Origin of the sequence: Citreicella sp. C3M06 (assembly GCF_018860705.1) — a bacterium.
Taxonomy (GTDB): domain Bacteria; phylum Pseudomonadota; class Alphaproteobacteria; order Rhodobacterales; family Rhodobacteraceae; genus Salipiger.
The window spans coordinates 1-26056 of record NZ_JAHKQA010000072.1 but is presented as its reverse complement, the minus strand read 5'-3'; the positions used below and the strand labels follow the sequence as shown (position 1 = coordinate 26056).

At 60.9% G+C, this 26056-nt stretch carries 24 protein-coding genes, 1 tRNA gene, 2 pseudogenes and 1 CRISPR repeat array; of the genes and pseudogenes, 4 read left to right on the top strand and 23 right to left on the bottom strand.

Going from position 1 to position 26056, the window contains the following annotated elements; all coding sequences use genetic code 11:
- Positions 1-61: 61 nt before the first annotated feature.
- Positions 62-631: a DUF882 domain-containing protein gene (locus KO516_RS15045; protein WP_216004600.1), complete on the top strand. Its 570-nt coding sequence runs from the start codon at positions 62-64 to the stop codon at positions 629-631.
- Positions 632-698: 67 nt separating this feature from the next.
- Here KO516_RS15045 and KO516_RS15040 read toward each other — a convergent pair whose 3' ends face one another.
- From KO516_RS15040 to KO516_RS15025, 4 genes are all read right to left on the bottom strand, one after another.
- Positions 699-1268, bottom strand: a complete 570-nt coding sequence (locus KO516_RS15040) for a GNAT family N-acetyltransferase (RefSeq protein ID WP_216004599.1) — start codon at positions 1266-1268, stop codon at positions 699-701.
- A gap of 114 nt (positions 1269-1382) precedes the next feature.
- Positions 1383-1652, bottom strand: a complete 270-nt coding sequence (rpmA, locus tag KO516_RS15035) for a 50S ribosomal protein L27 (RefSeq protein WP_216004598.1) — start codon at positions 1650-1652, stop codon at positions 1383-1385.
- A 19-nt stretch (positions 1653-1671) separates the two neighbouring features.
- Complete coding sequence (gene rplU / locus KO516_RS15030; RefSeq protein WP_216004933.1) at positions 1672-2217, bottom strand: 50S ribosomal protein L21; 546 nt, start codon at positions 2215-2217, stop codon at positions 1672-1674.
- A 230-nt stretch (positions 2218-2447) separates the two neighbouring features.
- Positions 2448-3269 carry a hypothetical protein gene (locus tag KO516_RS15025; RefSeq protein ID WP_216004597.1) on the bottom strand — a complete coding sequence of 274 codons (822 nt, stop codon included), beginning with the start codon at positions 3267-3269 and terminating at the stop codon, positions 2448-2450.
- A 167-nt stretch (positions 3270-3436) separates the two neighbouring features.
- On the opposite strand from KO516_RS15025, the gene KO516_RS15020 reads away from it, so the two are divergent.
- A tRNA-Ser gene (locus KO516_RS15020) sits at positions 3437-3526 on the top strand.
- Positions 3527-4209: 683 nt separating this feature from the next.
- Here the strand turns inward: KO516_RS15020 and KO516_RS15015 are convergent.
- The 13 genes from KO516_RS15015 to cas3 all read right to left on the bottom strand — a co-directional run bounded on the left by KO516_RS15015 (position 4210) and on the right by cas3 (position 17946).
- Complete coding sequence (locus tag KO516_RS15015) at positions 4210-5706, bottom strand: YfjI family protein (protein ID WP_252737630.1); 1497 nt, start codon at positions 5704-5706, stop codon at positions 4210-4212.
- Positions 5703-6590, bottom strand: a complete 888-nt coding sequence (locus KO516_RS15010) for a toprim domain-containing protein (protein WP_216004596.1) — start codon at positions 6588-6590, stop codon at positions 5703-5705. Before KO516_RS15010 ends, KO516_RS15015 begins: the two co-directional genes overlap by 4 nt.
- 94 nt (positions 6591-6684) lie before the next feature.
- The gene (locus tag KO516_RS15005) at positions 6685-6999 is read right to left on the bottom strand and encodes a hypothetical protein (protein ID WP_216004595.1); all 315 of its coding nucleotides are present in this window, start codon (positions 6997-6999) and stop codon (positions 6685-6687) included.
- A 109-nt stretch (positions 7000-7108) separates the two neighbouring features.
- Entirely contained in the window at positions 7109-7297 is a 189-nt protein-coding gene (locus KO516_RS15000; protein ID WP_216004594.1) for an AlpA family transcriptional regulator, read from the bottom strand.
- A gap of 634 nt (positions 7298-7931) precedes the next feature.
- Positions 7932-8147: a type I restriction enzyme endonuclease domain-containing protein gene (locus tag KO516_RS14995; RefSeq protein ID WP_216004593.1), complete on the bottom strand. Its 216-nt coding sequence runs from the start codon at positions 8145-8147 to the stop codon at positions 7932-7934.
- Between the two features lie 28 nt (positions 8148-8175).
- Positions 8176-9424: direct repeats of the CRISPR family, unit length 29 nt; unit sequence GGGACTATCCCCGCGTGTGCGGGGGAACC.
- Between the two features lie 63 nt (positions 9425-9487).
- Positions 9488-9781 (bottom strand): type I-E CRISPR-associated endoribonuclease Cas2e, encoded by a 294-nt coding sequence (gene cas2e, locus KO516_RS14990; protein WP_216004592.1) that lies wholly within the window; start codon positions 9779-9781, stop codon positions 9488-9490.
- The gene (gene cas1e / locus KO516_RS14985) at positions 9781-10656 is read right to left on the bottom strand and encodes a type I-E CRISPR-associated endonuclease Cas1e (protein WP_216004591.1); all 876 of its coding nucleotides are present in this window, start codon (positions 10654-10656) and stop codon (positions 9781-9783) included. Before cas1e ends, cas2e begins: the two co-directional genes overlap by 1 nt.
- 1 nt (position 10657) lies before the next feature.
- Positions 10658-11464, bottom strand: coding sequence for a type I-E CRISPR-associated protein Cas6/Cse3/CasE (locus KO516_RS14980; RefSeq protein ID WP_216004590.1), 807 nt, complete (start codon positions 11462-11464; stop codon positions 10658-10660).
- Entirely contained in the window at positions 11461-12213 is a 753-nt protein-coding gene (cas5e, locus tag KO516_RS14975) for a type I-E CRISPR-associated protein Cas5/CasD (RefSeq protein WP_252737629.1), read from the bottom strand. Before cas5e ends, KO516_RS14980 begins: the two co-directional genes overlap by 4 nt.
- The gene (gene cas7e / locus KO516_RS14970) at positions 12213-13340 is read right to left on the bottom strand and encodes a type I-E CRISPR-associated protein Cas7/Cse4/CasC (RefSeq protein WP_216004589.1); all 1128 of its coding nucleotides are present in this window, start codon (positions 13338-13340) and stop codon (positions 12213-12215) included. The genes cas5e and cas7e overlap by 1 nt, the downstream gene beginning before the upstream one ends.
- Positions 13337-13918 (bottom strand): hypothetical protein, encoded by a 582-nt coding sequence (locus KO516_RS14965; protein ID WP_216004588.1) that lies wholly within the window; start codon positions 13916-13918, stop codon positions 13337-13339. The genes cas7e and KO516_RS14965 overlap by 4 nt, the downstream gene beginning before the upstream one ends.
- Positions 13911-15464 carry a hypothetical protein gene (locus tag KO516_RS14960; RefSeq protein ID WP_216004587.1) on the bottom strand — a complete coding sequence of 518 codons (1554 nt, stop codon included), beginning with the start codon at positions 15462-15464 and terminating at the stop codon, positions 13911-13913. The genes KO516_RS14965 and KO516_RS14960 overlap by 8 nt, the downstream gene beginning before the upstream one ends.
- A complete protein-coding gene (gene cas3 / locus KO516_RS14955) occupies positions 15457-17946 on the bottom strand; it encodes a CRISPR-associated helicase Cas3' (RefSeq protein ID WP_216004586.1) in 2490 nt (829 codons plus the stop codon). The genes KO516_RS14960 and cas3 overlap by 8 nt, the downstream gene beginning before the upstream one ends.
- A gap of 958 nt (positions 17947-18904) precedes the next feature.
- Here cas3 and KO516_RS14950 point away from each other — a divergent pair.
- A pseudogene (locus tag KO516_RS14950) lies at positions 18905-20171 on the top strand (IS256 family transposase).
- 36 nt (positions 20172-20207) lie between these two features.
- On the opposite strand, the pseudogene KO516_RS24325 reads toward KO516_RS14950, so the two are convergent.
- From KO516_RS24325 to KO516_RS14930, 5 genes and pseudogenes are all read right to left on the bottom strand, one after another.
- Positions 20208-20387 (bottom strand): annotated as a pseudogene (locus KO516_RS24325) (transposase); the annotation flags it as partial.
- A 23-nt stretch (positions 20388-20410) separates the two neighbouring features.
- Positions 20411-20767, bottom strand: coding sequence for a hypothetical protein (locus tag KO516_RS14945; RefSeq protein WP_216004585.1), 357 nt, complete (start codon positions 20765-20767; stop codon positions 20411-20413).
- 172 nt (positions 20768-20939) lie between these two features.
- Positions 20940-21131, bottom strand: a complete 192-nt coding sequence (locus KO516_RS14940; protein ID WP_216004584.1) for an AlpA family transcriptional regulator — start codon at positions 21129-21131, stop codon at positions 20940-20942.
- Between the two features lie 191 nt (positions 21132-21322).
- Positions 21323-22027: a hypothetical protein gene (locus KO516_RS14935; RefSeq protein WP_216004583.1), complete on the bottom strand. Its 705-nt coding sequence runs from the start codon at positions 22025-22027 to the stop codon at positions 21323-21325.
- A gap of 1 nt (position 22028) precedes the next feature.
- Positions 22029-23327: an integrase arm-type DNA-binding domain-containing protein gene (locus KO516_RS14930; RefSeq protein WP_216004582.1), complete on the bottom strand. Its 1299-nt coding sequence runs from the start codon at positions 23325-23327 to the stop codon at positions 22029-22031.
- A 198-nt stretch (positions 23328-23525) separates the two neighbouring features.
- Here KO516_RS14930 and KO516_RS14925 point away from each other — a divergent pair, with 198 nt between their 5' ends.
- On the top strand, positions 23526-24947 hold the full coding sequence (locus KO516_RS14925; RefSeq protein ID WP_216004581.1) for a tyrosine-type recombinase/integrase: 1422 nt from the start codon (positions 23526-23528) through the stop codon (positions 24945-24947).
- Between the two features lie 235 nt (positions 24948-25182).
- Here the strand turns inward: KO516_RS14925 and KO516_RS14920 are convergent, their stop codons facing one another.
- The gene (locus tag KO516_RS14920; RefSeq protein ID WP_216004580.1) at positions 25183-25977 is read right to left on the bottom strand and encodes a hypothetical protein; all 795 of its coding nucleotides are present in this window, start codon (positions 25975-25977) and stop codon (positions 25183-25185) included.
- Positions 25978-26056: the final 79 nt, after the last annotated feature.

Genomic DNA, 26056 nt, shown 5'->3' with positions numbered 1-26056 from the left:
GCAGAGCCGCCCAACGAGGCGGCTGAACAGGCACAGAGACTAACGGGACAGGCGCTTCAACATGACTGGAACTACCGCAGGCGGCCTCACGCGTCGCGGCCTTCTTGGCGCATTTGCAGCTACACTCGTCACCTCAGCTCCGACCTACGGCAACGCCGCCGGGTTCTTGCGTGGTGCGGGTGATATCAGACGGATCAGGATGTATTCCGGGCGAACCGGTGAAAAGATCGACATGATCTACTGGATCGAAGGCCAGTACATCGCTGAATCGCTCAATCAGGTGTCGTATTTCATGCGCGACTGGCGCACGAACGACATGAAAACCATTGATCCGCGCACCATCGACATCATGACGGCAGCGCATAACCTGATGGATACGAGCGAGCCCTATATGCTGATTTCGGGCTATCGCTGCCCGAAGACCAACGCGATGCTCAGCGCGCGCAGCTCCGGCGTCGCAAAGAACTCGCGCCACCTCAAGGGCGAAGCGGCGGATCTTCGCCTCAATTCCCGCTCGGTCAATCAGATCGCCAAGGCGGCGGCGGCTTGCCGGGCTGGCGGTGTCGGGCGCTACACCAGCTCGAGCTTTGTTCATATGGACTGCGGTCCGGTGCGCAGCTGGGGAAGCTAACGGCGCGACATGGAAGACTAACACGCAAAAAGGCGATCGGTTCCCGATCGCCTTTGTTTTTTTCGGGTCAGTTCATCCGGCGCAAATAGGTCCAGGTGGGAACCTTGGCATTGCGAGCCACGGAAAACGCTTCGGCGTCGCCGATGTATTCAAAGCCAGCATTGGTCAGCACCCGTGCCGATGCCGGATTGTCCTGAAACACGCTGGCGAATAGCGTTTCCGCCTGCCCCGGGTTGGCCACGACCAGCGCCCGCAATGCTTCGGACCCAAGCCCCGTGTTCCAATATGGCGGCGCCACCCAATAGGCGATTTCGCTTTGCCGCTCATCCACGGTCTTGAGCGAGATCAGCCCCATGATCTCGGCCCCCTCCTGCGCCGATCCGTCAATCACCCACACATCCTCCTCGCGCTGCGGATCAGCGGCGCGGGCGATCAGGCTTTCAGCCGTGCCCGGCGGAAACGGATGGGGAATCGAGGTCGTCATGCGCGCAAGCCGCTCATCTCCGGCATACAGCGAGATCAGCCCGGCGTCGGAGCGACGCATCGGCCGAAGCACGAACCGCTCTGCCTCGATGACGGGCTGAGAGCGCGCAACCGGCACCGGCCGGCTTGGCATCTTCAGGTTGTCTAGGCTCATGCGTACACTCCTCTGATGCACTCTGACCGAAGGTTCGGCGCGTCCCCCTCAGAAACGCCGAAGGGGACCGGCTTTGAACCGATCCCCCCGATATTATCGTTCCGCGAGATCGGCTTACTCGGCGGCCTTCGCCGTCGGGACAACGGATACAAAGGTGCGGCCCTTGAGGCCTTTGTGGAAGGACACCGCGCCTTCTTCGGTTGCGAAGATGGTGTGGTCCTTGCCAAGGCCAACGCCGTTGCCCGGCCAGAACTTGGTGCCGCGCTGACGGATGATGATGTTGCCCGGGATGGCCGACTGGCCACCGTAGAGCTTTACGCCGAGCCGGCGGCCAGCGGAGTCGCGGCCGTTACGGGACGAACCACCTGCTTTTTTATGTGCCATAGGTCAGTCTCCTTCAATCTCAGGCGAGGGTTTTGGCTTGTTCGACCCACTCAGGCTTCACCTTGGCGGCCTCGAATGCTTCGGGGTCGACAGCGGCGAGCGCGGCGTAGGTCGTGATGCCAGCCTCGTTCAGCTTCTTGGCGGCGGCGGGGCCGACACCGGTGATCTGCGTCAGGTCATCGCCAGCGGCAACGGCCGGTGCGGAAACAGAGCCCGAACCCACGGCAGCCTTGACGCCGGTCGCATCCGCGCCCGAAGCAAGAATATCGGTCACGCGCACAAGCGTCAGCTTCTGGCGGTGGCCCTTGGTGCGCTGCGAGCTGTGCTTGCGGCGACGCTTGACGAAATGGATGACCTTGTCACCCTTGATCTGGTCGACAACCTCGGCCTGCACGGCGGCGCCAGCCACCATCGGGGCACCAAGCGTGACAGACTCGCCGCCCAGCATGAGGATTTCGTTGAACTGCACGGTTTCACCCGCGTCTGCGGCCAGCTTTTCCACGCGCAGGATGTCACCTGCCTGGACTTTATACTGCTTGCCGCCGGTCTTCATCACCGCGAACATATGCGCTTTTCCTTCGTTTGCCGCGTCCTGTGGCGCCCTGCCGGAACATCCGGGTCGGGCTTGCCGGGTTTCCCCGCCGTCGAACAGCGCGCCCATCAAGGGCTGTCGTTGTCACTGTGCCCGCAAAACCTTTCGGACACGTCAATAATCGCGATCGGGGCTACAAAAGCTCCGCTCGAAGCGCGCTTATGCGAGAGCAAGCCCATATTGTCAACCCGTGGCGACGCGCCCTAGAGTTCCTGCGCAATCATCTGCTTGGCCGCGGCGCGCCCTAGCGCATAGGATATCTGATCGTACATCCCGTTGAACCCGACGAACAGTGCCCGGTTCATCGCCCTGCCCTCTGGCGTCGATGATATCTCGACATAATCGCCAAGCGCCGCGTCGCTCATCGGCGCATAGGCCATCAACAGATAGGCATAGAGCCATTCGCGGGAATCGGCGCGGGTGTCGGGTTCCTGCGACCAGACCTCGGCAAGGATCTCGTCTTCGCTCATGGTGATCGCGCCGCCGTCGGCAAGCCCAAGGTAGAATTCATAACTGGCGTTCAGCGCCCCAACGACATTCGATTCCAGCAGATCATTGGCATCGACGAAAGCATCGAGCAACCCCAGCCGCGGGTCGGCGGACCCGTCGAGCCCCTGAAATGCCTCTCGCGCGGCGCTTTCGACGGCATCATCAATCATCTCGCGCCGGGCCGCCAGTTCCATCGCGACGACGCTCTCCCCCTCCGGGCTGCCGAAATAGGCCAGAAGCGGCGCCGGATCGGCCGCACCAAAGCTCTCGACGAATCCGGCGCGAACCATCGCGGACATGGTTTCGGTGTCATAAATAGTGCTTACCGCCTGATCCCAGGCCGCGTTGGCACCGCCGGGCAGCAGGTCTGCGGCCATTTCGCTGCCGTAGGCCAGCCCTTCGGCGCGCATGATCTGCACGATTTCGCTAAGGCCGATGCGGTCGAGCAGCTCGTTCAGCGGATCGATGGGATCGGCACGAAGCGGCAGGGCGACAACTGCGGCAAGAATTGCAGGCGCGACGAGGCGCAGAGACATGCGTTGGCTCCTGAGGGGCGGCGACTGTTCCAAGCCTATGCCGTGGCGGAGGTTTTTCCAAGCACTGCGGCGCCTGCCGACGCGTTTGAGGATCTTCTTTCGAATTTTTCAAATTCCCTGTTGCACCCGCACGCTCCGCCCGCTAAATGCCGCCCCACGATCCCCGCGGAGAGGTGCCGGAGTGGTCGAACGGGGCGGTCTCGAAAACCGTTGAGCCTTCACGGGTTCCCAGGGTTCGAATCCCTGTCTCTCCGCCATTTACCTTTGATTTCAAATGGTAAATTGGTATTATGCGGATCATACCCGACAACCTACCCGCCAAGCTAGAAACGCTTGAACGCAACAGTTTGCGACATGCCTCCCTGACAGGGGCCACCCCCTGTTTTTGAGAGCTTATCGCACACGCAGGAAGTTGCGCGGTTTCCAGCCCTTGGATGTCAGAGATTTTAACCGCCCCCGGTTAAAAATGCTGAACTGCGGACACGCGCAAGAGACGGGGGTGTTCGGGCAACAGCGGTTTGGATGTCTAGATTCGACTACCCCCCCGATACAAATGCGCGGGGGTGGTCACGGGCAAATCTGACGGCCTCTTGCGTCTGCAACGTTAACACTGGCGCGATACCGGTACGGGTCAGCCTTGCCGCTCTGCCCGCCAACGCGCCCAACGTTTGTGCATGGGCTTACGGATGCGCTCTTTACCTTCGAGAGACGTCGGGCCGGGGGATACACCGCCATGCAGCCTTCACCGGCATTTGCCCGCTTCGGATCTGGCGCGTTTGCGGATGTCTGCGAGGTCTTCGCTGCTCATGTAGTAGCGCCTCTTGGCTTATCGGCTGCGGAAAGCTGCGCGCCCGTAACCACCCTGAGATGACCCTACTGACACCCTGACAATACCTGACAAAAGGGGGCTTATGTCAGGTATTGTCAGGTCGTCGGGTGGTCACGCCGCCCGTGTCCTTGGGTTCACTACATAGACAACCCTTGGCTTGCCGCCGGTTTCCTCGCGAAAGCGCATCACCCAGTCGGCCTGTTCCAGCACGTCGAGTGCCGCTTGCACCGCCTTCGCCAGTTGCAGCCCCGCTAGCCCCCGGCGCTGGATGTCGCGCGCGGTGAAGTTCTGCCAGTCCTCGGACCGGATGACATCGGCAATGCGCCGTGCGTTGCGGATGTCGTCGGGCGGGGATGCCGCGCCATAGGCTCGGAAGGCGTGAAGCCGCAGATGCCCGCCCACCAGGTGACAGGCGCGCGCGATGTGGCCCACGCCGATCTTGTCAGGATAGGGCGCGCGCGCCTCTACCGCCCAGTCCAGATGCGCCAGCACCCCGGCTACGCGCACCGCCATCCCAGGCATCTTGCCGATATGCCCCTTCAACAAGCCACTGGCCTCGGTTTCCCAGTCGCGGCATTGCTTGCGAAAGTCCTGCAAGGCATCCGCCGCCGCCTCGCTAAATACGATGTAGAACGGGCTTTTCGCGCCGGCGTCATCCCGCGCCGCGCCAAGGCTGCGTAACCGTTCCAGCGCCACCCGCACCATCGCCGTGTCGATCTGCGCGGCAGGGCGCGACAAGGGAACGGGATCGGGGAACACGGTCAGGAAACGGGCAAGCAAGCCGTCATCGTCGGTGTTCACCAGCAGCCGCGCCAGCTTGTCAGGTTGCGTGCCGCCCAGCACCGCGACGGTCAGGTGATCCACGATGATCGGTTCGGGCGATGATTTGCGGTCCACCGGGTAGGATCTGCCGCCATAGGCTTCGAGCCAGAAAGGCCGGTCGCCCCCGCCGCTGTAACGGTCCATGCTCGCCAGCCAGCCCGACAGTTCATCCCGCGACATCAGCAGCCCGCGCCAAGTCTGCGCCAGCAGCTCGGCCACCTTTTCCGTGGTCGCGTCGGTGATGGTCAGCCGCTCGCGCACCGGCGGCGCACCCGCGTCCGCCCCGGTCGGTTTTGCGGGCGGCTCTTGCCCATCGGCCAGCGCGCGCTTGGCTTCGACTTTCCATTGCAACAACGCAAGCGATGCGATTTCGTCCTTGTCCTTCCATGTCTGCCAGGCTGACTGATACTGCTGCGATAGCGCGCGTTCGATGTCCTTTACCGGATCAGCCACCGCATCCAGCGCCGGGGATTTGCCCGCCGAAGGGTCGCCCACCAGCATGGCCCAGAGCACGGGCGGTTCGGTCCAGCCGTTCCAAGGCGAGAACCAGCGGGAATTGCCAATCGCCGCGCTTGCGGTGGTCAGCAGCCCAAGCGCGACATAATCCACCGGCGCGCCTTTCACCTCGGCTGCGGTGGTCAGCCAGCTCGCCCAAGGGCCATAAACGCCCCCGAAGTCATCGGGCGACATCACCGGCGCGGGCGGTCTTTGCGGGGCGGCAAAGCGCATGTCGGGGTCCGGCCAATGGTCGGCCGGGGTGAAGGGAATAGGGTTGGGCATCGTCATTCTACGGCCCCGTTCAATGCAAGGATATCGGCCCAGTCGCATCCCTTCGGCGCTGGAAACAGGCTGACGGTCCAGCCCAGAGATGATGCCCGCAGCGCTAGCGCATCGCCCGCCGCTTTGCCCACCCCGGAATCGTCGCTGTCGGTGGCGATGATCAGGCGTTCGGGATTTGACGTCAGGGTTACGCGCTGCATCCCGGATGCTGACAGGCAGGCCCAAAGACGCACCGGCAGTTGCAGCAGCCCCGACAGCAGCGCCAGCCCGGTCTCGATGCCTTCGGCCACCACCAGGGGCCCCTCGGTATCAGATAGGCGCACCGCGCCGCCCATGACAGCTCCCAGCATCGCCTTGTTGGGCGTCACCTCGGCCTTGCCGGTGCCGTCCGGGCAAAGATACGTCCGGTGCAGGGCAAAATGCGCCGCGCCGTCCACCCGCGCCAGCATCGCCGGAAAGCGCCTTGCGCTCGAATGCCAGCAGGACGGATGAAACCGCAGCGTGTCTGGCAGATCGCAGCTCAGCCCGCGCGCCCGAAGATAGCATTCCGCAAGGGTGCCGCTGATAGGCAAACCCTCACGCCAGAGCGCCAGCGCCTGCCGCTCGCGCCGGTTGGCATTGGCCCGCGCCTCGGCCTCGCGTCTGGCAAGCGTGTCTGGGTCCGGCGGGGAATACCCTCCCCCGCCGCCTGCCAGATCCAGCGCCTTGAGCGCCTCCACGATGTCGCCCCAAGCGCACCCGGCGTGACACTTGGCGAGCAAGCGCCCATCGGCGGCGTTGCTCAGGCTCAGCGCGGGCGTTCGGGCGTTTCCATGCGCCGGGCAGAACGCCAGCCCATAGGACCGATACCAGCGGCCCCGCAGGGCAAGTGTGATGTCCTTGGCATCCATTACGACATCCCTCCCCAGACCAGAGAGGAAATCGCGCTGGCCTGCGCTTCGGTCAGCCCATGGGTGCGCATGAGGTAGAGGATTTGCAGCCGGGTCATGCGCGCACCTCCTGCGCCGGGGGGACGGGGCGGGTGTCGCAATCCAGAAACCAACGCTTGTGCCTGCCGGGGTGCTCGCCTTCATGCGTTTCACAGACATCGGCAATCGTGATGCCGTGAACGTGCTTGGCGTCCCAGATACATGCCGCCCAACGCGGCCCCAGTGCCTCGCGCCCGGTGCGGCCTTTAGGGCCTGCCTTGCGCAGTTCTTCGGTAGCCCAGCGGACACGCCCACCGGTATAGGCGGTGCGCTGTTCGCCAGTGCGATGGGTGATGATATAGGGTGCTTTGGCCCATTTCTTTGTCGTCATGAGAGAACCTCTTGCCTTGCTGGCAAGGGCGGTCCGCACTATCTTTCGTGGTATTCAGCCAAGAAAAAGATTGCGCCGCCGCCCGTGAACCAGACGGGTGGCGGTTTGCTTATGTTGCGGTGTCGCGCTTTGCGGCTTCCCATGCTTCGAGGTCGTCGATTTTCCAGCGGGTGCAGCCGGGCGACAGGCTTACCGGCGCCGGAAAGCTATCATCAGTCTTGAGCCAGCGCCAAGGCGTTGACCGATGGACGCCATAGCGGACGGCGATTTGAAGGTCGGACAGGAAGGTGGTGGACATGTGCTGCGTGCTCCAACGGGTTACGATTGGAGGTAACATTTGTCGTAAAATGTAGTGCCGAATAGCAGGTCAGGTTCAGAAAACCTCAACGCTGGGAATACATGATGGAGCCGCTAGCGAACCAAATCTGCTAGGTGATTTCCCCATATAAACGAGGCGCACATGGAGATTATTTTAGTAAATCAATATCCTTGAGGGTTGTGAGAAATGGGGGGGAGGTTAGCCTCCGCACTTCGGCGCACCGCCGCTTCTGTTCCAGCTTACAAGGGGATCGATGCGTTCTATCGCGGTTGCCGACATCGATTCATCGCCCTGCCAGTCATCTGGCTTTGAGAAGAGCCATGAACCAATCGCGGCCTTTGGTGAGGTCTTGAAGGTTCGTTCTGGCAGCAGCGCCCGCCAGGCTGCGAATTCGGGAGCGAACCGGCGTTGCTGCTGTCGTCCATCGTCATACTCAGCGCTACGTCCCTTGTAGCATGAGCTGTTTTTCAGGGGGTCGATACACTTCAGTGCAAAACACCTCAACTTTTCTCAATAATCCGGAGATCGGGTGACCTGCCCCCCGGAAGGAGCGCGTTGCTCGGTGCGTGCTCAAGTTGACATACGCTTTCTCACCGATGACCTCATGCGTATCCTACATCGTGCGAGCCATAGCTTCAGCCTGCTTGATGACTAGCTTCACTGCGTCAGCCTGTAGGTCGGGAGGGTACCCATAGCGCCGCAAAATCCGTTTCACCGCGACCCTCATCTTGGCCCGCACGTCTTCGCGCTGCCACCAGTCAACGCCGGAATTTTCCCTCAGTGACTTGACCAGCTCTGCTGCTATCACCTTGAGCTGGTTGTTATCCATGACCTCGGGACACTATCGGCGTACCCGAGGGACTATCCCCGCGTGTGCGGGGGAACCATTCCGATGACCGGGGCCGCACATGGACGCACGGGACTATCCCCGCGTGTGCGGGGGAACCGAGTAGATTTGCGGCGTGTCCCGCAATGTCTGGGGACTATCCCTGCGTGTGCGGGGGAACCTGGGAGAACGTCAACCATTATTAAAGGCCGTAGGGACTATCCCCGCGTGTGCGGGGGAACCGTGCCCAGCGGGACGGGCGTTTCCAAGATCCAGGGACTATCCCCGCGTGTGCGGGGGAACCCCTACGCCGTTGCCGTTTCCGTTGCTTCCTGAGGGACTATCCCCGCGTGTGCGGGGGAACCGAACATCGTCTTCCGTCTCGCCGGAGAGCGCGGGGACTATCCCCGCGTGTGCGGGGGAACCATGCGCAGAGCTTGTCCGGTGCCGCCGCCGCCGGGACTATCCCCGCGTGTGCGGGGGAACCACAATGAAAAGATTCGTCGCGCCGGTGTTGCGGGGACTATCCCCGCGTGTGCGGGGGAACCCCCCGGTACAGGCCAGCGTCTGCTGAGCCACAGGGACTATCCCCGCGTGTGCGGGGGAACCACCAACTCCTTCACCGGGGCACCCTACGGGGCGGGACTATCCCCGCGTGTGCGGGGGAACCTCAGGGTGGTGGATCATCGTCCCCCTGATCAAGGGACTATCCCCGCGTGTGCGGGGGAACCTGCACCGCGCCAAGCGCCGTTGTGCAGTATAGGGGACTATCCCCGCGTGTGCGGGGGAACCTGTTCTGGAATTGATCCATCGTCGTTTTCTAGGGGACTATCCCCGCGTGTGCGGGGGAACCCGCCAGCCAAGAAATCATTATGACGGACGATGGGGACTATCCCCGCGTGTGCGGGGGAACCTCCACCGGGCGTACCCTGGCCGAGAAGATCCAGGGACTATCCCCGCGTGTGCGGGGGAACCAATCCTAACAGTGACATTCAGCTAAAGGAGTGGGGACTATCCCCGCGTGTGCGGGGGAACCACATCGTAGGGCTGCAGGAACCGGGCTGCTCGGGGACTATCCCCGCGTGTGCGGGGGAACCCGCCGCCCGCGACAGATCCGCCGCCCGTGTCAGGGACTATCCCCGCGTGTGCGGGGGAACCTGAGCCTATCTTTGCTGTTGCGTACAAGCGACGGGACTATCCCCGCGTGTGCGGGGGAACCTGATTCGGCACCACTTGCGAGCCGCCCGGCAGGGGACTATCCCCGCGTGTGCGGGGGAACCTCTGGCGGGGAAGTATCTGATATTATTCGATTGTCAAAGAGCGTGGGGAGAGTTGTTTTGATTTTACTTTCGTTTTAGGAGCAAAATGCCGTCGGCGTCGACAATATCCTTCGGCGGCTCCCCGAGAGTCTCGATACTCAGTTCCCCGACCGCAGCGGTATTGCGCCAGATCAGGGTCAGTGATCCGTTGCCGAGTGCCAGCCACCAGTCGTTCAGCACCGCCCAGGTGCGCTCGCGCACGCCCTTGGTCATGTTTGGCGCAACATAGACACCTGCCGAAACCTCGAGCATGATCGAGGTCAGGAAGCCGCGGTAGCGAGCCTCGACATTGCGGGTGACGATCACGGTCAACGGCATCAGTCGCGGCCTTCGATCAGGGCCTTGATCCGCTCGATCATCTCGGGGATCACTTTCTCCTTGGCCAGCGCCGTGCCGGTCATACGGCGCGTCGTACGCTCGATATTGTCGGCGGGGTGGTCGGCCACTTGCCTTGCAGCGCGGAAGGCGCAGGGGATGGTGATGCTGTCGCGGTAAAGATCGGCTACATCAAGAACGAAGGACTGGCCGGGATCCTCGTGGATAAAGCCCAATTGCGGAATGGTGGCCGTGGCGCAGACAGCAATGGCCGCAGCAGCCTCGACAGCGCTGGCGGCGTGGTTCAATGCCTGGTTGGGAAGATCGGCGCCCATCGGATCACCGCGGTTGTAGCGGCGGCCCTGCCAGTTGATGCCGATGCGGTCTGCCAACAGCGCGTAAGTCTGTTTCATGCGAGAACCTTCGATCCCGCGCAGGACATTCAGATCCCGATGTGGCAGAATCTCCCCCAAGCGTAGGGCATACATGCGACGCGCAGTCATGATGCGCAAATCATCATCCGCCCAAATCCGTGCCTGCAGCCGCGCCAGACCGGAGCGATCGGGAATGATGGGGGGGGCCGTATACATGCGCACGCCGTCTTCGCCCACGGCAGCCAGCGCGGTGCGCGCATGGGCCAACAGGCGCAGCGCATCATGACTGACGGTAGATCCCGGGCCCAGCAGGATGATCGAAACACCCTGCAGAGGAATGGCATATTCGCCCCGGGTCAGAGCATCGGCTTCTGTAGGGGGACCCTGGGTGAAGGACAGCGTGCCGTCACGCGCCACCAGCGCCCCCCGGGCCAGGTAGAGGCACCCTGACCTGTCGGCATGCGGGACCTTGGAACTTTCGAGCCCAAGCCGCCCATTTAGCATGTCAGGCACCCTCCTGCGCGGCCGGTGCCATGCTCTGCGGGGTCTTTTGCGAGGGCCGCAGCATCAGCATGCCATATCCATAAGCCGTGTGCCGCCCGACACCGCGGGCCAGTAGTGCCGCGAACCCCGTCGGATCCGTAACAGTCAGTGTGCCATGGAACGTGGCATCCGGGCCATCCGCCCTGCGGCCATTGCGCAGGATCAGGCGCCGTTCATACTGTGCAAGACGGGTCAGTGCAGGGTCTAGGTCTGCTTGGCCATCAAGGCGCCTGCGCAGCCAATCGAGGTAGACCGCATCGCGACCGGACCCGCCTTGCCTGCCAGCCTCGTGGTCAGTTTCCGCCCGCGCTTCAGTCCGGGCGACATGGGACAGGTAGGCATCGACCTCGGCGCCCTTGCGGAAGGTCTCGCGCCCCATGACGAGGGGCGAGGCCAGCCGCACCACGGGGCGCACCCGCAGATCGAAGCCCAGCCGCTGGCCTGCATGCCAGGCCGTTTCGGGCCGTGGCTGCGAGCGTAGAGCCGCAAGGTCGATGACCTGTGCCGCAACCGGGTCAAGAATGGCCTGCGCGGCTTGAGCCAAGATTTCAGCAGGCTGGGCGGCATAGCCATATAGCGCACCAGTGCGCGCCCGCGGCGGCACCATCAGGCGGAAGGGTTGCAAAACGGACGGGCCGAAGGTCTCGCTTAGCAGGTGATGCAGGGCAAGCCCCTCGTCGAATATGCCGCGCGACACCAAGCCACGCGCTTCGCCCCAAGCATGCAACGCGCGTAAGGCAATGGGCAAATGAAACAGGTGCAAGCTCATGTCAAAAACCCTTCGATCACGCCGCGGCGCCCCGTGTGCAACCCGCTGAGCCAGTTGCGGAGATCGGGCAGGTCATGGCTCATCGCGCCGGGCGGCAGGTCTTGCGGCGAAGCTGTCCCTGCCCCGTCGCCCGCGTCGGCGGGCCAGAGCGCATGCCCTGGCAGGCCAATGGCCCGCAGCGCGTCCAGCACCGTTTCGGCCCGCAACGTGCCGGTGAAGATCGGCGCTGTGGGCAGGCAAGTCTTGCGCCCGATGAACAGCGGACGCGCGGGGTGCATCAGAGCCTGTCGCAGATCATCGAGGTCTACCGCCCCCACACCTTCCAGCCGCAGCACAACACGGGTTTCATGATCGGCCAGATATTCGCGCGAACGGCGGTGAGTCAGCCACTTGCGCCCCGCCTGATTGCCGAGTTGATCGTGCCGCGCGGGGTTGCCGTAAGACGGTCCGCTGTTGCGGGACTCGGGTTGGCCATAGGTCGTCCATCCCGGTTCCTTGTCGTAGACCCGAGCATTCTGATTGTCGGTCAGGCGCCGCCCCTGTCGTGAGGTCAGCGCGCCGATGATCAACCGATCCTGCAAGGCCTGCAATTCGGTGCCCTGATACCTTTCATACCCTAGTGCATTGGCAAGAAGTCCGGTCATTGCCGATAGAGACGGAAAGTCCCGAGTCGGCCCCATGTGGTCGATCGCAACCCCGCCAAAGGCCATCAGCGGGGCGCGCAACGTCAGGTGCAACCAATCGCGCATCAGGCGAGCTCTTTCGCCACCGTGGATTTTGCGAACGCCGCCAGATCGCGCAGGTTGCCTGCCGTGGTCCCGGGCACCTCGCGGTTCGATAGGCTCATGACGTGGCGAATTTCGCCAGTGTCATAGACACGATCCAGCGCTGCCAAGTGATCGCACAGCGCCGCCACGGCAACGGGTGTCTCGGCACGGCAGGGGGTGCGGAACGCATCCGCAAGCGAGCGGGGCTGACGGTCACCTGCCTCGAGCAGCATGAAGGACGCGCGACTATAAGGTGCCGTAGAACCAAGCTTGGCTCCGGGAGAAACTTCGGCGATCAGGTAGACCAGATTGTGCAGAACCTCGCCCATCAATGCGGAGTCCTGGCCGAGATTTTCGAACAGTGCGGGCAGATCCACCACGACGTAGCCGTAGAAAAGGCCCGAGGTCAGCTCGGTCTCCTGGATGGTATCGGCTCCAGTTTCCTCTTCCTGCGCCAGATCGTCGACGGCGATAAAATAGTCGCTTTCCGCCTCTTCGGCATGCACGGTGAAGGCATGGGCAACATGCAACGCCGCATCGATGTTGGCGCGCGGGTCCGAGGTGACCATTCGCCCGAACAACGCGCCTGTCAGGCCGGCGGGAAGGCTAACACCCGCGCTCATCACCTTGAGGTTTTGCTTGTGGGTTTTCAACCATTCGGCAGCGAGAGTCTTCGCGGCGTTCTTGTCACCCGCGGCCTCTGCCACGAGCCGCTTCGCCTCGCCGGTCAGGTAGGTCACCTCGGGGGCGCCGACCAGAAGTGTCTGGCGCGATTTCTTTGCCTCGGCCCTGTCACCATAGACGGCGATCAGCATGGCGAGCTTGATCTCTTTCAGAACGTCGTCATCGGCCCCCTCTGACCATCCCGCGAAGACCTTGCGCTCGATCGTCTCGCGCGAACGATAGGCAGCTTTGGCGCCGTCGATCTTGTGCAGCGCGTGCGGATCTTCGGCCACGCGCCAGTGCCGCTTGAGACATTGCGAGCTGACGCGGGTGCGCAGATGGCCACCGAAGGGGAGGCGTTTGGCAAGCCCCGCATCATCGCGATTCAGAAGCGCGGCTGTATAGGGCGCAAGAAAATGGATCTGCAGAAAGCGGGCGTCTGTCATGGGAAAGTCCTGTATTCGACCTTGGAGGTTTCGGCCGCCTCGACCGAGGTTGCGATGTGGGAGGGACCACCATCAAGGCGGCGATAATAGGCGCGGGCAATCTGTTGCCCGTTCGGATTCAGCACGGCCCAGGCCAAGCTTGCAGCATCAAGCGCCCGGGTTTCTCGCGCAACGCCACGCAGGCTGCGTTCCAGCGCCGACAGTCGCGCATCCCCGCGCGCGGCCAGCAGGCGGGCCAAACGCGCTTCGGACACCACGGGCTTGTCCAGGTGGGCATGGCGATCCCCGCCGTCCGCCAGAACCGCACCCAGCGGGCGAGTCGTGTCATGAAAACTGGCTGTGGCGGTAGAGGGAGTCAGCATTGCCGCCATTCGCGTGTAGACCAGCCAGCGTGGCTCGTCTTTCGGAGCGATCCCAAGGCGCGCCACCATGCGCCAGAAGAAGGCCGAACCCGCATCACTCATGCGACGGGTTTCGGCGCGGTCTTTCGTGCTGGCATGGACCAGCGCGGCCGCGATGCTCAGCGCACATCTGGCAACCCGGTCGCCCGGCGGTTCTGGCGTGGTCGTGTCAGGCATCGGAGGGCTCCCTTTTTTGGAGGTTGGGGTCTTGGTGTTTTGGGAGATGGTCGGCCAAATCGGATTTCCCAAGCGCATCTTTCAGCCCCGCCTCCAGCCTGTCGGTTGCGCGCGCCTCGGCGCGGGGCCGCATCACGGCCTTGCAGGGAATGGCGGGCAAGGCCTCGCGGTAAATCGCGCGGGCATGGTCAGACAGATTCAGCATGAAGCGTGCACGTATTTGCAGTCGCACGTCCTGCGTTTCGGCTGCAAGCATGTCCCACAATACCGGAAAGAACATCCGATCGGCCTGCTGATCAAGATGTATACGGGCCGGATTGGTGCGCGCATAATGATCGGTCTTTATGTTTTCACGCAATCCATTTGCGGCCATCAGGGCAAGCGCATTGCGCAGGGCTATGTCGACACGCTTGATATCCTCAATGAGCGCCGCGCTCTGGTCTGTGGCTGTGGCGCCCAACATGCGTTTTACCACGCTCTTCGAAATGGGTATTACACGAGACCGAAAACCGCCGGTCTTGGAATTGCCGCGGGCAAAGGCCTCTGCCACCAGCAGCATGTCACGCGGCACCTCGTCGGGCGCGGGCTTCGCCATTGGCGCAGCCGCCCATTCCCCCGACATCAGCACTTCGCGCAGTTTGGCATAGGTGAAGTCGCCACTGTCGCCCAGGGTCAGTGACTTTGCGTTTCTGATGCTGGTGGGCGCCCAGGGGTCATCGGTCATGCCATTCACATTTGCGATGCGTGATTTTTTCGACCCGGCCTTGCGGGCCATAAGCGCACCGTCCTTTTCAAACAGGCGAATGCGGCGACAGATCTCGATGAACAGGGGGTCCAAGTCCTCGCCGATGCGCAACTGTACGGCGTCCATCCACTCCATCAGCCAAACCAGGGAAAGCCCGTTGCTTGGACTGCGATCAGCCAGCAGGCGACGTGTATCGCGCTGCCACCACAGAGAGGGATGCACACTCTTGCCGTCGGGCAAGGCCGGGGCCAGCGTCACCATCGCCCGAGAAGACGAGCCTCCGTTCATCCGCGCAACACCATTCCATGTCGGGCCGCTGTACCCCTCCATCGTCTGCACGCTGACCAGTGCATAGATCCAGTCCTGCGGCCCGGCGTTGCGGGCCACAGCCATCTTCAGATCATGGTTGCGGGACGTGATCAGCATGTCGAGGTTGTCGGGCGTTTCGACTTCGGTCCACTTTCCGTCTTTTGCGGCTGGGGGTTGAAGGAAGGCAGGCTGCCCGTCGGGTGCGAGCAGGCACCAAGGCGCATCATCGGGAAAGGCGATAGTCAGGCCACGCAGGGCACCACGCCACGTGCTTTCGTCACCAGGCAAATTCGTCTGCCCAGCCTTGTCCAGCGCCAGCACACCAAGCTGAACCAAGAACATGTGCCATGCGGGTCGCTGATGCGGGCGAAGCGCCCTGAAACAGGTCACCTCCCCGCGGGCCATGGCGGCTAACACCCCGGGCAGGGTCAACCAACCGACATCGGTCTCGATCAGCGGCTCGGTTAGCAGGTTGTGGGCAATCTCAGTCATCTTTTCTCAGCCCCGAACAGTCATACAGGAAGGATTTTTCCGACATTGTCAGGCGCAATGCGGCGCCCTCGGTCGCAAGCACCAGCGTTTCGGGATCAAGCCCATGCGACCAATGCGCAGGAAGGGCCATGCGCCGGATCTCGGTACCGAACGGGCCGATTGTGCTTGGTGGAAACTGCACCATCACTCCCTCGGCCCCAAGCCGGGTTCGGATCGCCTCGTCATCAGGAAAGGGGGCAAGCGGTTTCGAGCGGTCGAGGATCACGTGACGTGCGGCGAGCTTTTCGGCAAAGCCCTTGCCGGTGACACGCGCGCGATGGGTCTGCCAGCCTTCACGCTCGGCGATGGAATCAAGATTGAGCGGATGGGTTGCAGCCTCGACCAGCGCGCGGTTCATCGCCGGGATCGACCAGCAGGAGTGGGCCTCAATCTGATCAAGCGTGGCTTTTAGCCCACAGACATCGATATAGACTCCCGAGATGCTCGATCCGTTTTCATAGACGCCAAGACCGTTTTCGGCCCGCGTCACCAGTGGGGAAAGCCCATGGTCCGGCGTCAGGACGATGCAGCGCGGTGTCTTGAAGCCGTTGGGGTGCAAGGCACCCACGTGACGATGCAGCCGCCCGATACGCTGCAACAGCACATCCATCGGGCACAGATCGGTAATCAGCAGATCTGCGCTGATATCAAGGCTTTGTTCCAGCGTCTGCGTGCCAATGATGATGACGCCTTGCATCGGAACATTTTTCCCGAGAAGGGCCTCTACACATGTATCAAGTTGGGCGCGATCCTCGGCAGCAAAACGGCTGTGATGCAGGCAGGCGTTCTTGCCGAGCGCCATGACCAACTCGGGCGCTTCGTCCAGGCAGGCCTGCCAAGTGTCGCGCGCCCGGTCGACGGTATTGCGGATGACAAGGACCTTAGCCCCGTCTCGAGCTGCCTCTAGCGCCAGATCTGCAGCCTGCGTGCCAGACCAGCCCCTGTGCGGCGACATGTACACGTCCTTTTGAGACTCTGGATCGGTTGGGACGGGGAGAAGCGCCCGACCTGCCCAAATGGCAGGGTAAGGCAGAGATGCAGTTTGCGCCGGACTGGGCAGGGCATCGCCCGTCCAACGCGTGCGCGCGGATGCCCCCAGTGTGGCCGACATCAGAAGCGCCCGCCCTCCGAGGCTCAGATGCGCATCCAGAACCGCTTTCTGGATATTCGTCATCCAAGGATCAGAGGCATGAACTTCGTCTATGACCAAAAGCGCGCGTGACAGGGCTGCTGCGCGCAGATGCGCGTGTTTCACCTGCAACCCCGCCAGCATAATCTGATCGACTGTGCCCACTGCGATGCGGGCAGCCAGGTAGCGCGTGGCTTGTTCAGCGGCCCAGCGGCTTGTTGTCGGCCCGCCATCATCCCACAGCACCTTGAAATCAGGCAGTGAGCGGCCCTTGGCCTCTCCGGCCATCATCTGACCGGGGATGGCGAGAACGGGCTCCTCGGTCACGCGGAACATCCGTGTCAGCGCGGTGGTGATCCGGGTGTGAAGCTGCCGGGCCGCCGCGCGCGTGGGGACCGCAAAATAAAGCGCCTCGACATTCTCAGCTGACAGTTGCCGGATGAAATGCCACAGCGCGGCCTCGGTCTTGCCCGTCCCGGTTTCCGCCTCGAGGATGACGAGCTTTTCGGACAGGTCGACCTGCGATAGTACCGATTGCGCCGGGCGCGGAGCAGGATGGTCGGAGATCAGCGCCCAATCCGGTGGGCCGATCAGACTTTCGCGCCCGAGCCCCAACCCGACGGCCTCGACATGAGACCGAGCGATATCAAGCGTATGTGCCCAATAAGACGCATCATACTCGGGAACAAATGCGAAAGCCACACGGTCTGAGCCGAGCCAATCAGCCAGCGCTAGCAAGCCTGCGATCAAATGCAAAAGCGGCGGCTTGGGTGGTGGCAAGATCAGTGTGCTTAGCGGAGGGAACCACTGGCTGATGGCATCCGCAATCACTGTTTCTTCGGCTTTCCAGTCATACCCTTCGAAGTTGCGGAAACAGCCTTTGGCCGACGCTTCATTCACAGGTCGCTGCGGACGACCGTGGTGGGCAAAAATGACATCGAACCACGGCTCGGCATGATCGCCGCACATCTGAGCGAGCTCGTCCACTTGGTCGTTCAGAGAGCTCTCGCAAAGCAAGTTCAGCCAGTGCTGCCCTGCCTCCAAATGGCCATAGGTTTTCGACGATGCCAGCTCCGGCCAACCCTTGAGCTGAAACCCGGGAGCGAGTTTCCCGATGTCATGCAGGAAGGCCATGACCACCAACGCTTCGAATTCTTCGGCGAGGAGAGCACGTCCCAATGCGTGTGATATTGCACGGCGGACATGGTTGCGCTTGATCAAGGTTCTGAAGACCGCTGCAACGTCTGCACAGTGATGCGCTAAATGGTGGCTCGTGCCAAGTTCGGGGTCAGTCTTTCCCCATGCTGACGGCATCTTGAAATTCCTTGGCCGCAAAAAATCAATAGTGTCTGCTAGCGGGAAAGTGCCCAATTGCAGATAAAGGAGAGGCTAATGGAGTCATGTCACGAGTGAAATGATCGCGCTCAATCAGGTTCTAGAAGCCGCTGCAACAGCGGGGCTGTGTCACGCAAAGTGGTGGCGCGTGCCATGTTCGAAGTCAATCCTTCTTCATGCTGACGGCCTCTTGAAATTCCTTGGCCGTGATGGAAACTGTAATCCTGCCTACGCAGCGGGACATTCGCCATTCGCGAAGGTGCTGTGCAAAAGTTCGCCGTTAATGAACCGCTCGGATTATTTGACCGTTACCGTTTCTGGTTCGCAAGCGTACCGAAGATCCAGCGACCGTGAATTGGTGGTCGTCTGGGTCGGTGGCGGTCATGGTCATCTCGGTCGTCGCCCTTGGGTTCTCATTAGCGGGCCCGCGCCTTGTTGCAGAGCGACCTTTTTCGGCGGTCGTGGCTGAGGGCTTGCTTTTCCAAGACCGCGACGCGGCGGCATCCGATCTGCCAGACGCCGTGCGGTCATCGTTTCACGAATCCCTGTCAGCGCTCATGGCGCAGGAAGCACACGACCATGGTCTCTGCGGTTCGTGGTCACCATTGTTTGTGGCCATAGAGGGGGCGATGGTTCATCTATCGTCGCCGTAGTGCTTCCGATGCCCCCTGGCTTCCAAGACTCGGAAGCTCCTGCAACGAGGCGACCGCAGCGCGCCTGACCGTCATGACGTTAACGCAGGACGGTTCGGGCCAAAGCGGTCGCCGTGATCGCGGTGGATGACGTCGTGACGTACCGACCGGCGGCTCGCTTGAACCGGTGCCAAGGGGCGGGATAACCTCTCGGTTCATTCTGAACAGCACCTTCATCGTCAAACAGGAGACTGTCCGGAATTCTGTGCCCCGGCGTGGTAGCTCTGAGATGAGGAGACCCACGTATGAGCATCGACAAAGACCTTCTGGACCAGCTGATGAAAGGCCGGTCGGCCAGCGACCTTTTCGGCAAGGACGGCGTTCTCGCTGAACTGACCAAGGCGCTGGCAGAGCGTGCCCTGAGCGCCGAGCTGGATGAACATCTGACCGAGGAGCGAGCGGAGCCGCCAATGGAAGGGGCGTCCCAGACTCCGAACCGGCGCAACGGTAGCAGCCAGAAGACGGTCACCACCGACAGCGGCAAGGTCGTTCTGGACATCCCTCGTGACCGCAATGGTAGCTTCGATCCCGTGCTGATCGCCAAGTATCAGCGCCGTTTCCCGGAGTTCGATACCAAGATCATTTCTATGTATGCGCGCGGAATGACGACCCGAGAAATCCGAGGACACATCGAGGAAATCTACGGCATCGAAGCCTCCCCGAGCCTGATCTCGGCGATCACCGATGCGGTGATGGAGGAGGTCACGGCTTGGCAGAACCGGCCGCTCGAGCCCTGCTACCCGGTCGTGTTCTTGGACGCGATCCGGGTCAATATCCGCAGCGATGGCGCGGTCTCGAACAAGGCGGTCTTCGTGGCCCTGGCCATCCTGCCGCCCTCTCGTGACATTTGCTTTGCAAATGCACTGCCGGGTGACAGACGGCACGCGAGACGTGCTGGGGCTATGGTTTCAGGCCAACGAGGGCGCCAAGTTCTGGGCCAAGGTCCTCAATGACCTGCGCAATCGCGGGGTGCAGGACATCCTGATCGCCGTCGTGGACGGCCTCAAGGGCTTCCCGCAGGCCATAGAGGCGGCCTTCCCCCAGACCCAGGTTCAGACCTGCATCGTGCATCTGCTGCGCCATTCTATGAGCTTCGCCAGCTACAAGGACCGCAAGGCCGTGGCTGTGGCGCTCAAGGCAGTCTACACGGCCGTCGACGCGGCAGCCGCCGAAACCGCGCTGGCGGAGTTCGAGGACAGCGATCTGGCTGCCCGTTACCCGGCAATTGCGCCGAGTTGGCGCCGAGCCTGGGCCGAGGTGATCCCGTTCCTCGACTATCCGCCCGAGGTCCGCAGACTGATCTACACGACGAATGCCATCGAGGCGCTGAACTCGAAGATCCGCCGGGCCGTCCGCACAAGGGGGCACTTCCCCAGCGACGAGGCGGCGGCGAAATTGATCTATCTGGCGCTGAATGCTACCTCTCAGGAGTGGAAGCGATCAGTCCGCGAATGGCACGCCGTGAAGAGCCAACTCGCCATCATGTTCGAGGATCGGTTCCCAATGGCGTAATCAACGCGCCGGGGCACAGAATTCCGGACAGTCTCTCAAACAGGTCTGGATGGCAGCAGCACTGAATGTCCGCGACCTGCCCCTCTTGCCGGAAGGTTCAGTATCCCAGTTCATCTCGGGATCGAATCAGATCGTCAGTGATCCGCGGCGCTTGAGCGCTGCGTTATAATCAGCCCAGCTCGTCGTCTTATAGGTAGGTGATGTGGGTTTTCTCATGAAGGCCAGCTACCACACAGGATTCACGACATGAATCCCTCCTGGATCTGTGCAACACAGCCGTGTGGAAGCATAATTTCGATGATTTCGTAGCAAGCCCCTTTCGCAGCACCTTCCAAGCCCAGTCGCGCAGCTTCCGTAGCGACCAAGAAGCCCTTTCTTTGCAGATCGTGAAAGGCATGATATGCCGTGTCGGGCCCAACCCCCAGCCGCGCTGCCGCCTGCCTCACGCTCAAGCGAATAGGGCCGTTGTTGCTGTTGTCGGGCCCGCGCCACTCCAACTTGAGCCACGGGTAAAGCGCCTGGGCCGTGGTCGAAAGCGCCTGCCATGCCGGCTTCTCCATAACGTTGCGCATCTTTTGTGTGTAATGCTCGGTCACTCGCTCGTTTCTCTTGTCCCGACCCATCAACAGACGCCCCGCGGCAGCTGCGCGGAAAAATTGCTTTTGCTCATGGTGATTGTCCTTTCACCGATGCCGAAGGATGGGCCGGGCCAGCGTATCTCGTGAACGCTCCAGCTCTAACCCCCGTCCTGTCCGGCCGGGGTCTGGTTCAGCCGGCAGGCCGCGTGGTTTTCGATTTCTCCCAAGCTTCGAGCTCGGAGAGCTTCCACCGGGTGCAGCCCGGCGAGAGGACCACTGGCTTCGGGAAGTTCGAATCACTTTTGATCCAGCGCCATGGTGTGGCTCGGTGGACGCTGTATCGGGCCGCCAACTGGAGGATGGAGAGGTAGACGTCAGGCATTGTATTGCTCCTGCATGCTGTAACAGGATGTCGTTCCACAATGAAATCAGTCGCTTAAATAGCTGATCAGGTTACCAAAACCCAAGGTGGGCTCAGGCATGAGCGCGGTCATCCAAATTGATGACCGCGAATAAAAAAGACAGTAAATCAAATGCTTAATTTTGGTTAGGGTTAAGCTAGAGGCCGCCACATCAAGACTTCGGCGCACCGCCCCCGGTTTCCCAGTTCACGATTTTCGCAACGTCCTCGATGAATTGCGTCCGTCGAGCGCTTTCTTCGCCGGCGAGGCCCATGCCGTAGGCGTGACCGTTCTCTTTCACCCATCCTGCAACCGTCTGTTTCACCGACCGCCCGCGCTTCGGCACACCAATAGCTTCCCAAGCTGCAACTGCACAGGCGAGTTTGGCTGAATACCTCGGGTGGTTTCGATCTCTGAAGCCAATGTCGGTGCTCTCCGGCAGGAAGAACGTGGACTTCAAACTGATTGCCCTCAGCCATTCGCGTATATCGGACGTGGCAACACGTGACCGTGTCCAGTCGGGCAGCCTGGTAGTGCTAAAACGTTTCAACTCCCCGTGTTCATTCTCTCGATCCGCCCCGTCCAGGTTGATTTGGTCAGCAGTTAAGATGATGCCGTCCGGAAAACACCGCTTTCGCGACAGTTCGTAGACAGGGTATTGTAACACGGCCTTCAGATGCTTCGACACTATCGCACTTGTGAGCATATCAAACACGGTGGTGTACCCGGAATGGCCGACGGTTCTTTTCACCATTCGATTGTCAAACGGATCGTCGTTCAGCTGGTCTTGCTGATCCGGGTCGCCACCGACGATGAGTATCGTGGCATCTTCAACTGTGTGGTCTACGGCGCGTCGCCGGAAGTCGAGAGGGGTCATTCTAGCTGGTTCTCATTTCGCTGAGTGTTGCAGTGCTCCGGGCGGGCCCGATAAGAAACCCCGCCCAATCATCCATCATACCCCTGCGCTTCTCAATCATGTCACCACGCCGATACGCCGCCTCTACGGCATTTCTGATCCTGTGGGCCAAGGCAATCTCGGCGAGGTCGCCGGGGTAAGGTGTCTTTTCGGCGACCCAGTCGCGGAAGGTCGAGCGCAGGCCGTGTGGTACGGCCGGTCGTTTGCTTTCACGATCAATGAATCCGCCGCCCCCGGCAGCCAGATCGGTGGCGTGCAAACGCTTCATCGCCGCGCTCAATGTCATGTCGGACAAAGGACCCCCGCGGGGCGCAGGAAACAGCAGATCATTTCCCTCAAAACGGGGCAGTGCCTTGAGAAGGCCAATGGCGTCCAGGCTCAGCGGTACCCGGTGCTCCCGGTCCATCTTCATGCGATTTGCAGGAATGATCCAGAGGCCGGCGTCCAGGTCGATCTCATCCCAGGTTGCGCCGCGCACCTCCTGTGAGCGTGTCGCGGTCAGTGCGGTGAACTCCAGCGCGCGGCTGCCGATACCGTCACGCGCCCGCAGCGCGCTGTACCATCGGGACGCATCGACGAGCTGGAGGGCTGGCTGGTTTGAACTCTTGGACACCTTCGAAGGGATCGGCAGCAATTCCTTGAGATTGCCGCCCCAGCGGGCCGGGTTGTCACCAGATCTGTGACCCGCAATCGTTGCCCATGAGAGGATGCTTTCGATGCGCCCCCTGACACGGGTCGCGGTCTCGGTTTTTGTGGTCCAAATGGGCTCTAGCACGCGCAGAACATCTTGGACCACAATATCCTGAACCAACATGTCACCGATCTCTGGGTTGGCATAGGTCTGCAAGGTGGAGCACCATTGCTTCTTGTGCTTTTCGTTGGAGAACTGGTCGAGCTTGACCGAGAGGTACTTGTCGACCGCCTCGCGAAAGGTCAGCCCGCGCTTTTGCTCGGTGACAAGCGCGGCATGGGCAGCCCTGCGCTCTTCCACCGGATCGACGCCCTGCCTTATCTTGGCCTTGAGGTCCCGAGCCATCTCCCGCGCTTGAGCGAGGCTCACCTCAGGAAAACCGCCTAATCCTATTTCCCGCCGACGCGCGCCAACGGTAGTCCGCAATATCCATGAGCGCGCATTGTTCGGGGTGATCTGGAGCATAAGCCCTGACACGCCACCAACCGGATGGGTCGAGTTGCTGTTGCCACCTCCATGAGCAAGGCGTTTGATCTGAAGCGCTGAAAGCTCCGCAGCAACCTTTGGCATTCAGCCACCCCCCAACCAGCCCACCATAGGCTTTGCTCTTGATTGCGACGAAAAGCAATTGGGATCTTAAGGTCGAAAGCAAAAATGCTCATGTTTACAGTATGAATTGCAACTTCTTGCATCTAATAGCCGACCTATGCGGGCGGCCTGTCTCTCCGCCATTTCTCTTAAGGCATTGATGCTAAAGGAGAAATTGCAATGAAGTCCAGCGAGCTGTTGTCCATAATGGACCACAAAGGCAAAGCTGTAGACTTGCATTATCACACTCAACCACGAGGCCCCGGCACCGGCTGGGTGTTCCGCATGGTCACGCCGCTTGAGCTGATCGGCAAGGTGAACCCTTGGACCGGCAAGCCCTTCGGCAAGGAGATCAAGAAGGGTCTCAAGACTCGCCATCCCACCGAAGCGAAAAAGCGCCGCGACATTGCCTTGGGCGAAGTGCGCAGCTTGGTCATCGCCCAGACCGACGAAGGGCAGTTCACGCTCGCAGCCGCAGAAGAGTGGCGAGAGGCGATGCGGGAGGACACCAGCAAAGAGCAAGGCGTTTCTCACGTTCTGACTGACAAGCTGGAGGCGGCGCATAGCCGTGGCTTTCCCGAGAGCAGCCTCAGAAGCTTCGGTCGCGTGGCGTTCGGCAAGGGCTACCCGATCAGCAAGGCCCTAGAGCAGTACGTCCTTGAGCGCAGCCCTGACAATCGCCGGGGCTTTAAGCCGTTGGCGACGACCACGGTGAACAACCTGCACACAGCCGAACGCCATCTGCGCGACTTTCTTGGCGACAAGAACGAGGCGGCATGCCTTGAGGATGTGACCCCGGCTTTGGCCAAGCGATTCCGTGATGAGTATCTGCCCGGCCTGACGACAAGCAGGTCACCGCAAGGCATGTCCCACAAGACCGTGGCCAAGAACATCACGCTATTGACCAGCTTATGGGGCTGGGCGGTCGAGCGCGGCATCACCAACAGCCGCTACAAGTCGCCATGGGTCTTCTCCTCGTCGGTGCCCCGCGCCGCCCGCAGCACTGCGCCCACCCGTCAGGACTTCTCGCCCGAGCAGGTCACCCTGCTGCTGGCTGGAGCGCCCATAGGGACTCGCGAGGGCGACATCCTCCGCCTTGCTCTGGTCACCGGATGCCGCGCCGACGAGATCGCCTCGCTGACCAAAGCTCAGGTCGATGCAGATGGCCAGAGCTTCTCATTGGAAGGCGGTAAGACCAAGAACGCCATGCGCTATGTCCCGATCCCCAAAGGCGCTCAGGCCCTCCTCAGAACGCGCCTAGCAGCCCATCCTGACAGCGCGAGGGTCTTCCCCGAATGGCCAGTCAGAGCCTCTGTCGGCAAGGTCTACGCGCTTCCGCAGTGGTTCACCCGCTACCGCCGTGAGATCCTCGGCAAAGACACTGACGGCAGCCAGTCCCTGCACTCGATGCGGCACACATGGCGAACCGTTGCACGCCGTGCCCGCGTGAACGAAGCAGACATAAACGACTTGGGCGGCTGGGCAGGCCCCCGCTCGTCAAACTCTGCGTATGACCATGGCTTGCTTGAGGAGCAGCTCAGGGAGGCGCAAGAGGCTATCTGGGCAGAGCTTGTACGAGGGCGTTACCTCTTATCGTTTTGACACAGTAAGAACCGAAGGATGAGCTGTCAGAAATCGCAGGATAGATCGTTTTTCAAAATCCATACGCTTGTCCTGTCTCGACTGGCATATATTGAAAGGCGGACATTACGTTTCGGCAATACATCGAATACGATCATATAATACGGCAGAGCAAATACTCACGCAACGACCTATATATAGCATAGATCAAATACTTCATAAGCATAGTGTGATATCTAAATCCAATTTTGAGGCTCTACTTTGGATAAAGACTCTCTCCACCCCTCCAAGAGAAAACCGAATACACCTCAAGCAAGGTGTCTTTCAGAATACAGACCGTCTGCGCGGACACATCAATCGCTCCATATTCGCCATTGGCCATTGTCGCACCAAATCTGTTTCCATCTAAAGCCGTGCCAACAAGAGCCGTGCCTTTGATGCTCACTTTACTCATATCAATCTCTTTCAAGTCAATTTTCTTTCCACGATGTTCGCCTTTGGATCGGTCCTCAGCATGCTGAAGTGAATTGCGAACCTCCCTCAGGTCTGGGAACGATATACGAAACTTTTCATGAATACCCTTCATGCTTTGAGGCGATGAGGGATCTTTAGCTATGTCGTCAAGAAATTTATCGAACAGGTCTAACGCGTGAATAAATGATTTCGCAAAAATGAACTGCGGCTTATCTAGAAAACTTCGTGGCAAAAATCCCCTCACCCACAACCGGCGGCGGACTTCGGTATCAACGAGAATCTTCCTATCATTATACGTATTGTGAAAGTTCTCCTCTGAAATCCTACCGCACATCATGCCACCTGGGAAAAGCTCTGCTTCCACATCTTTCAATATCTGCCTACGAACCTCAAACTCAGCGTGAATATTCTCCGTCGTTCGACTGGACTCAGCAGCCCGATCAAACATGTTAAGTATTACGTTTGCCTCGATTAATGCGTCTTCCAGTCGCCCTATTTGCCCCTCCAAGCGCCACCCATCTTCTCGCCCAAAACCCTCAAGCCATACTCCGGGCTTCGTCCATTCAATTATTACCAATTCGATACCTCCATGATACAATAACTTCTGAAAATGGCCAAACGTCTAGGGTCAGGATTCATAACCAATAGATGACTAG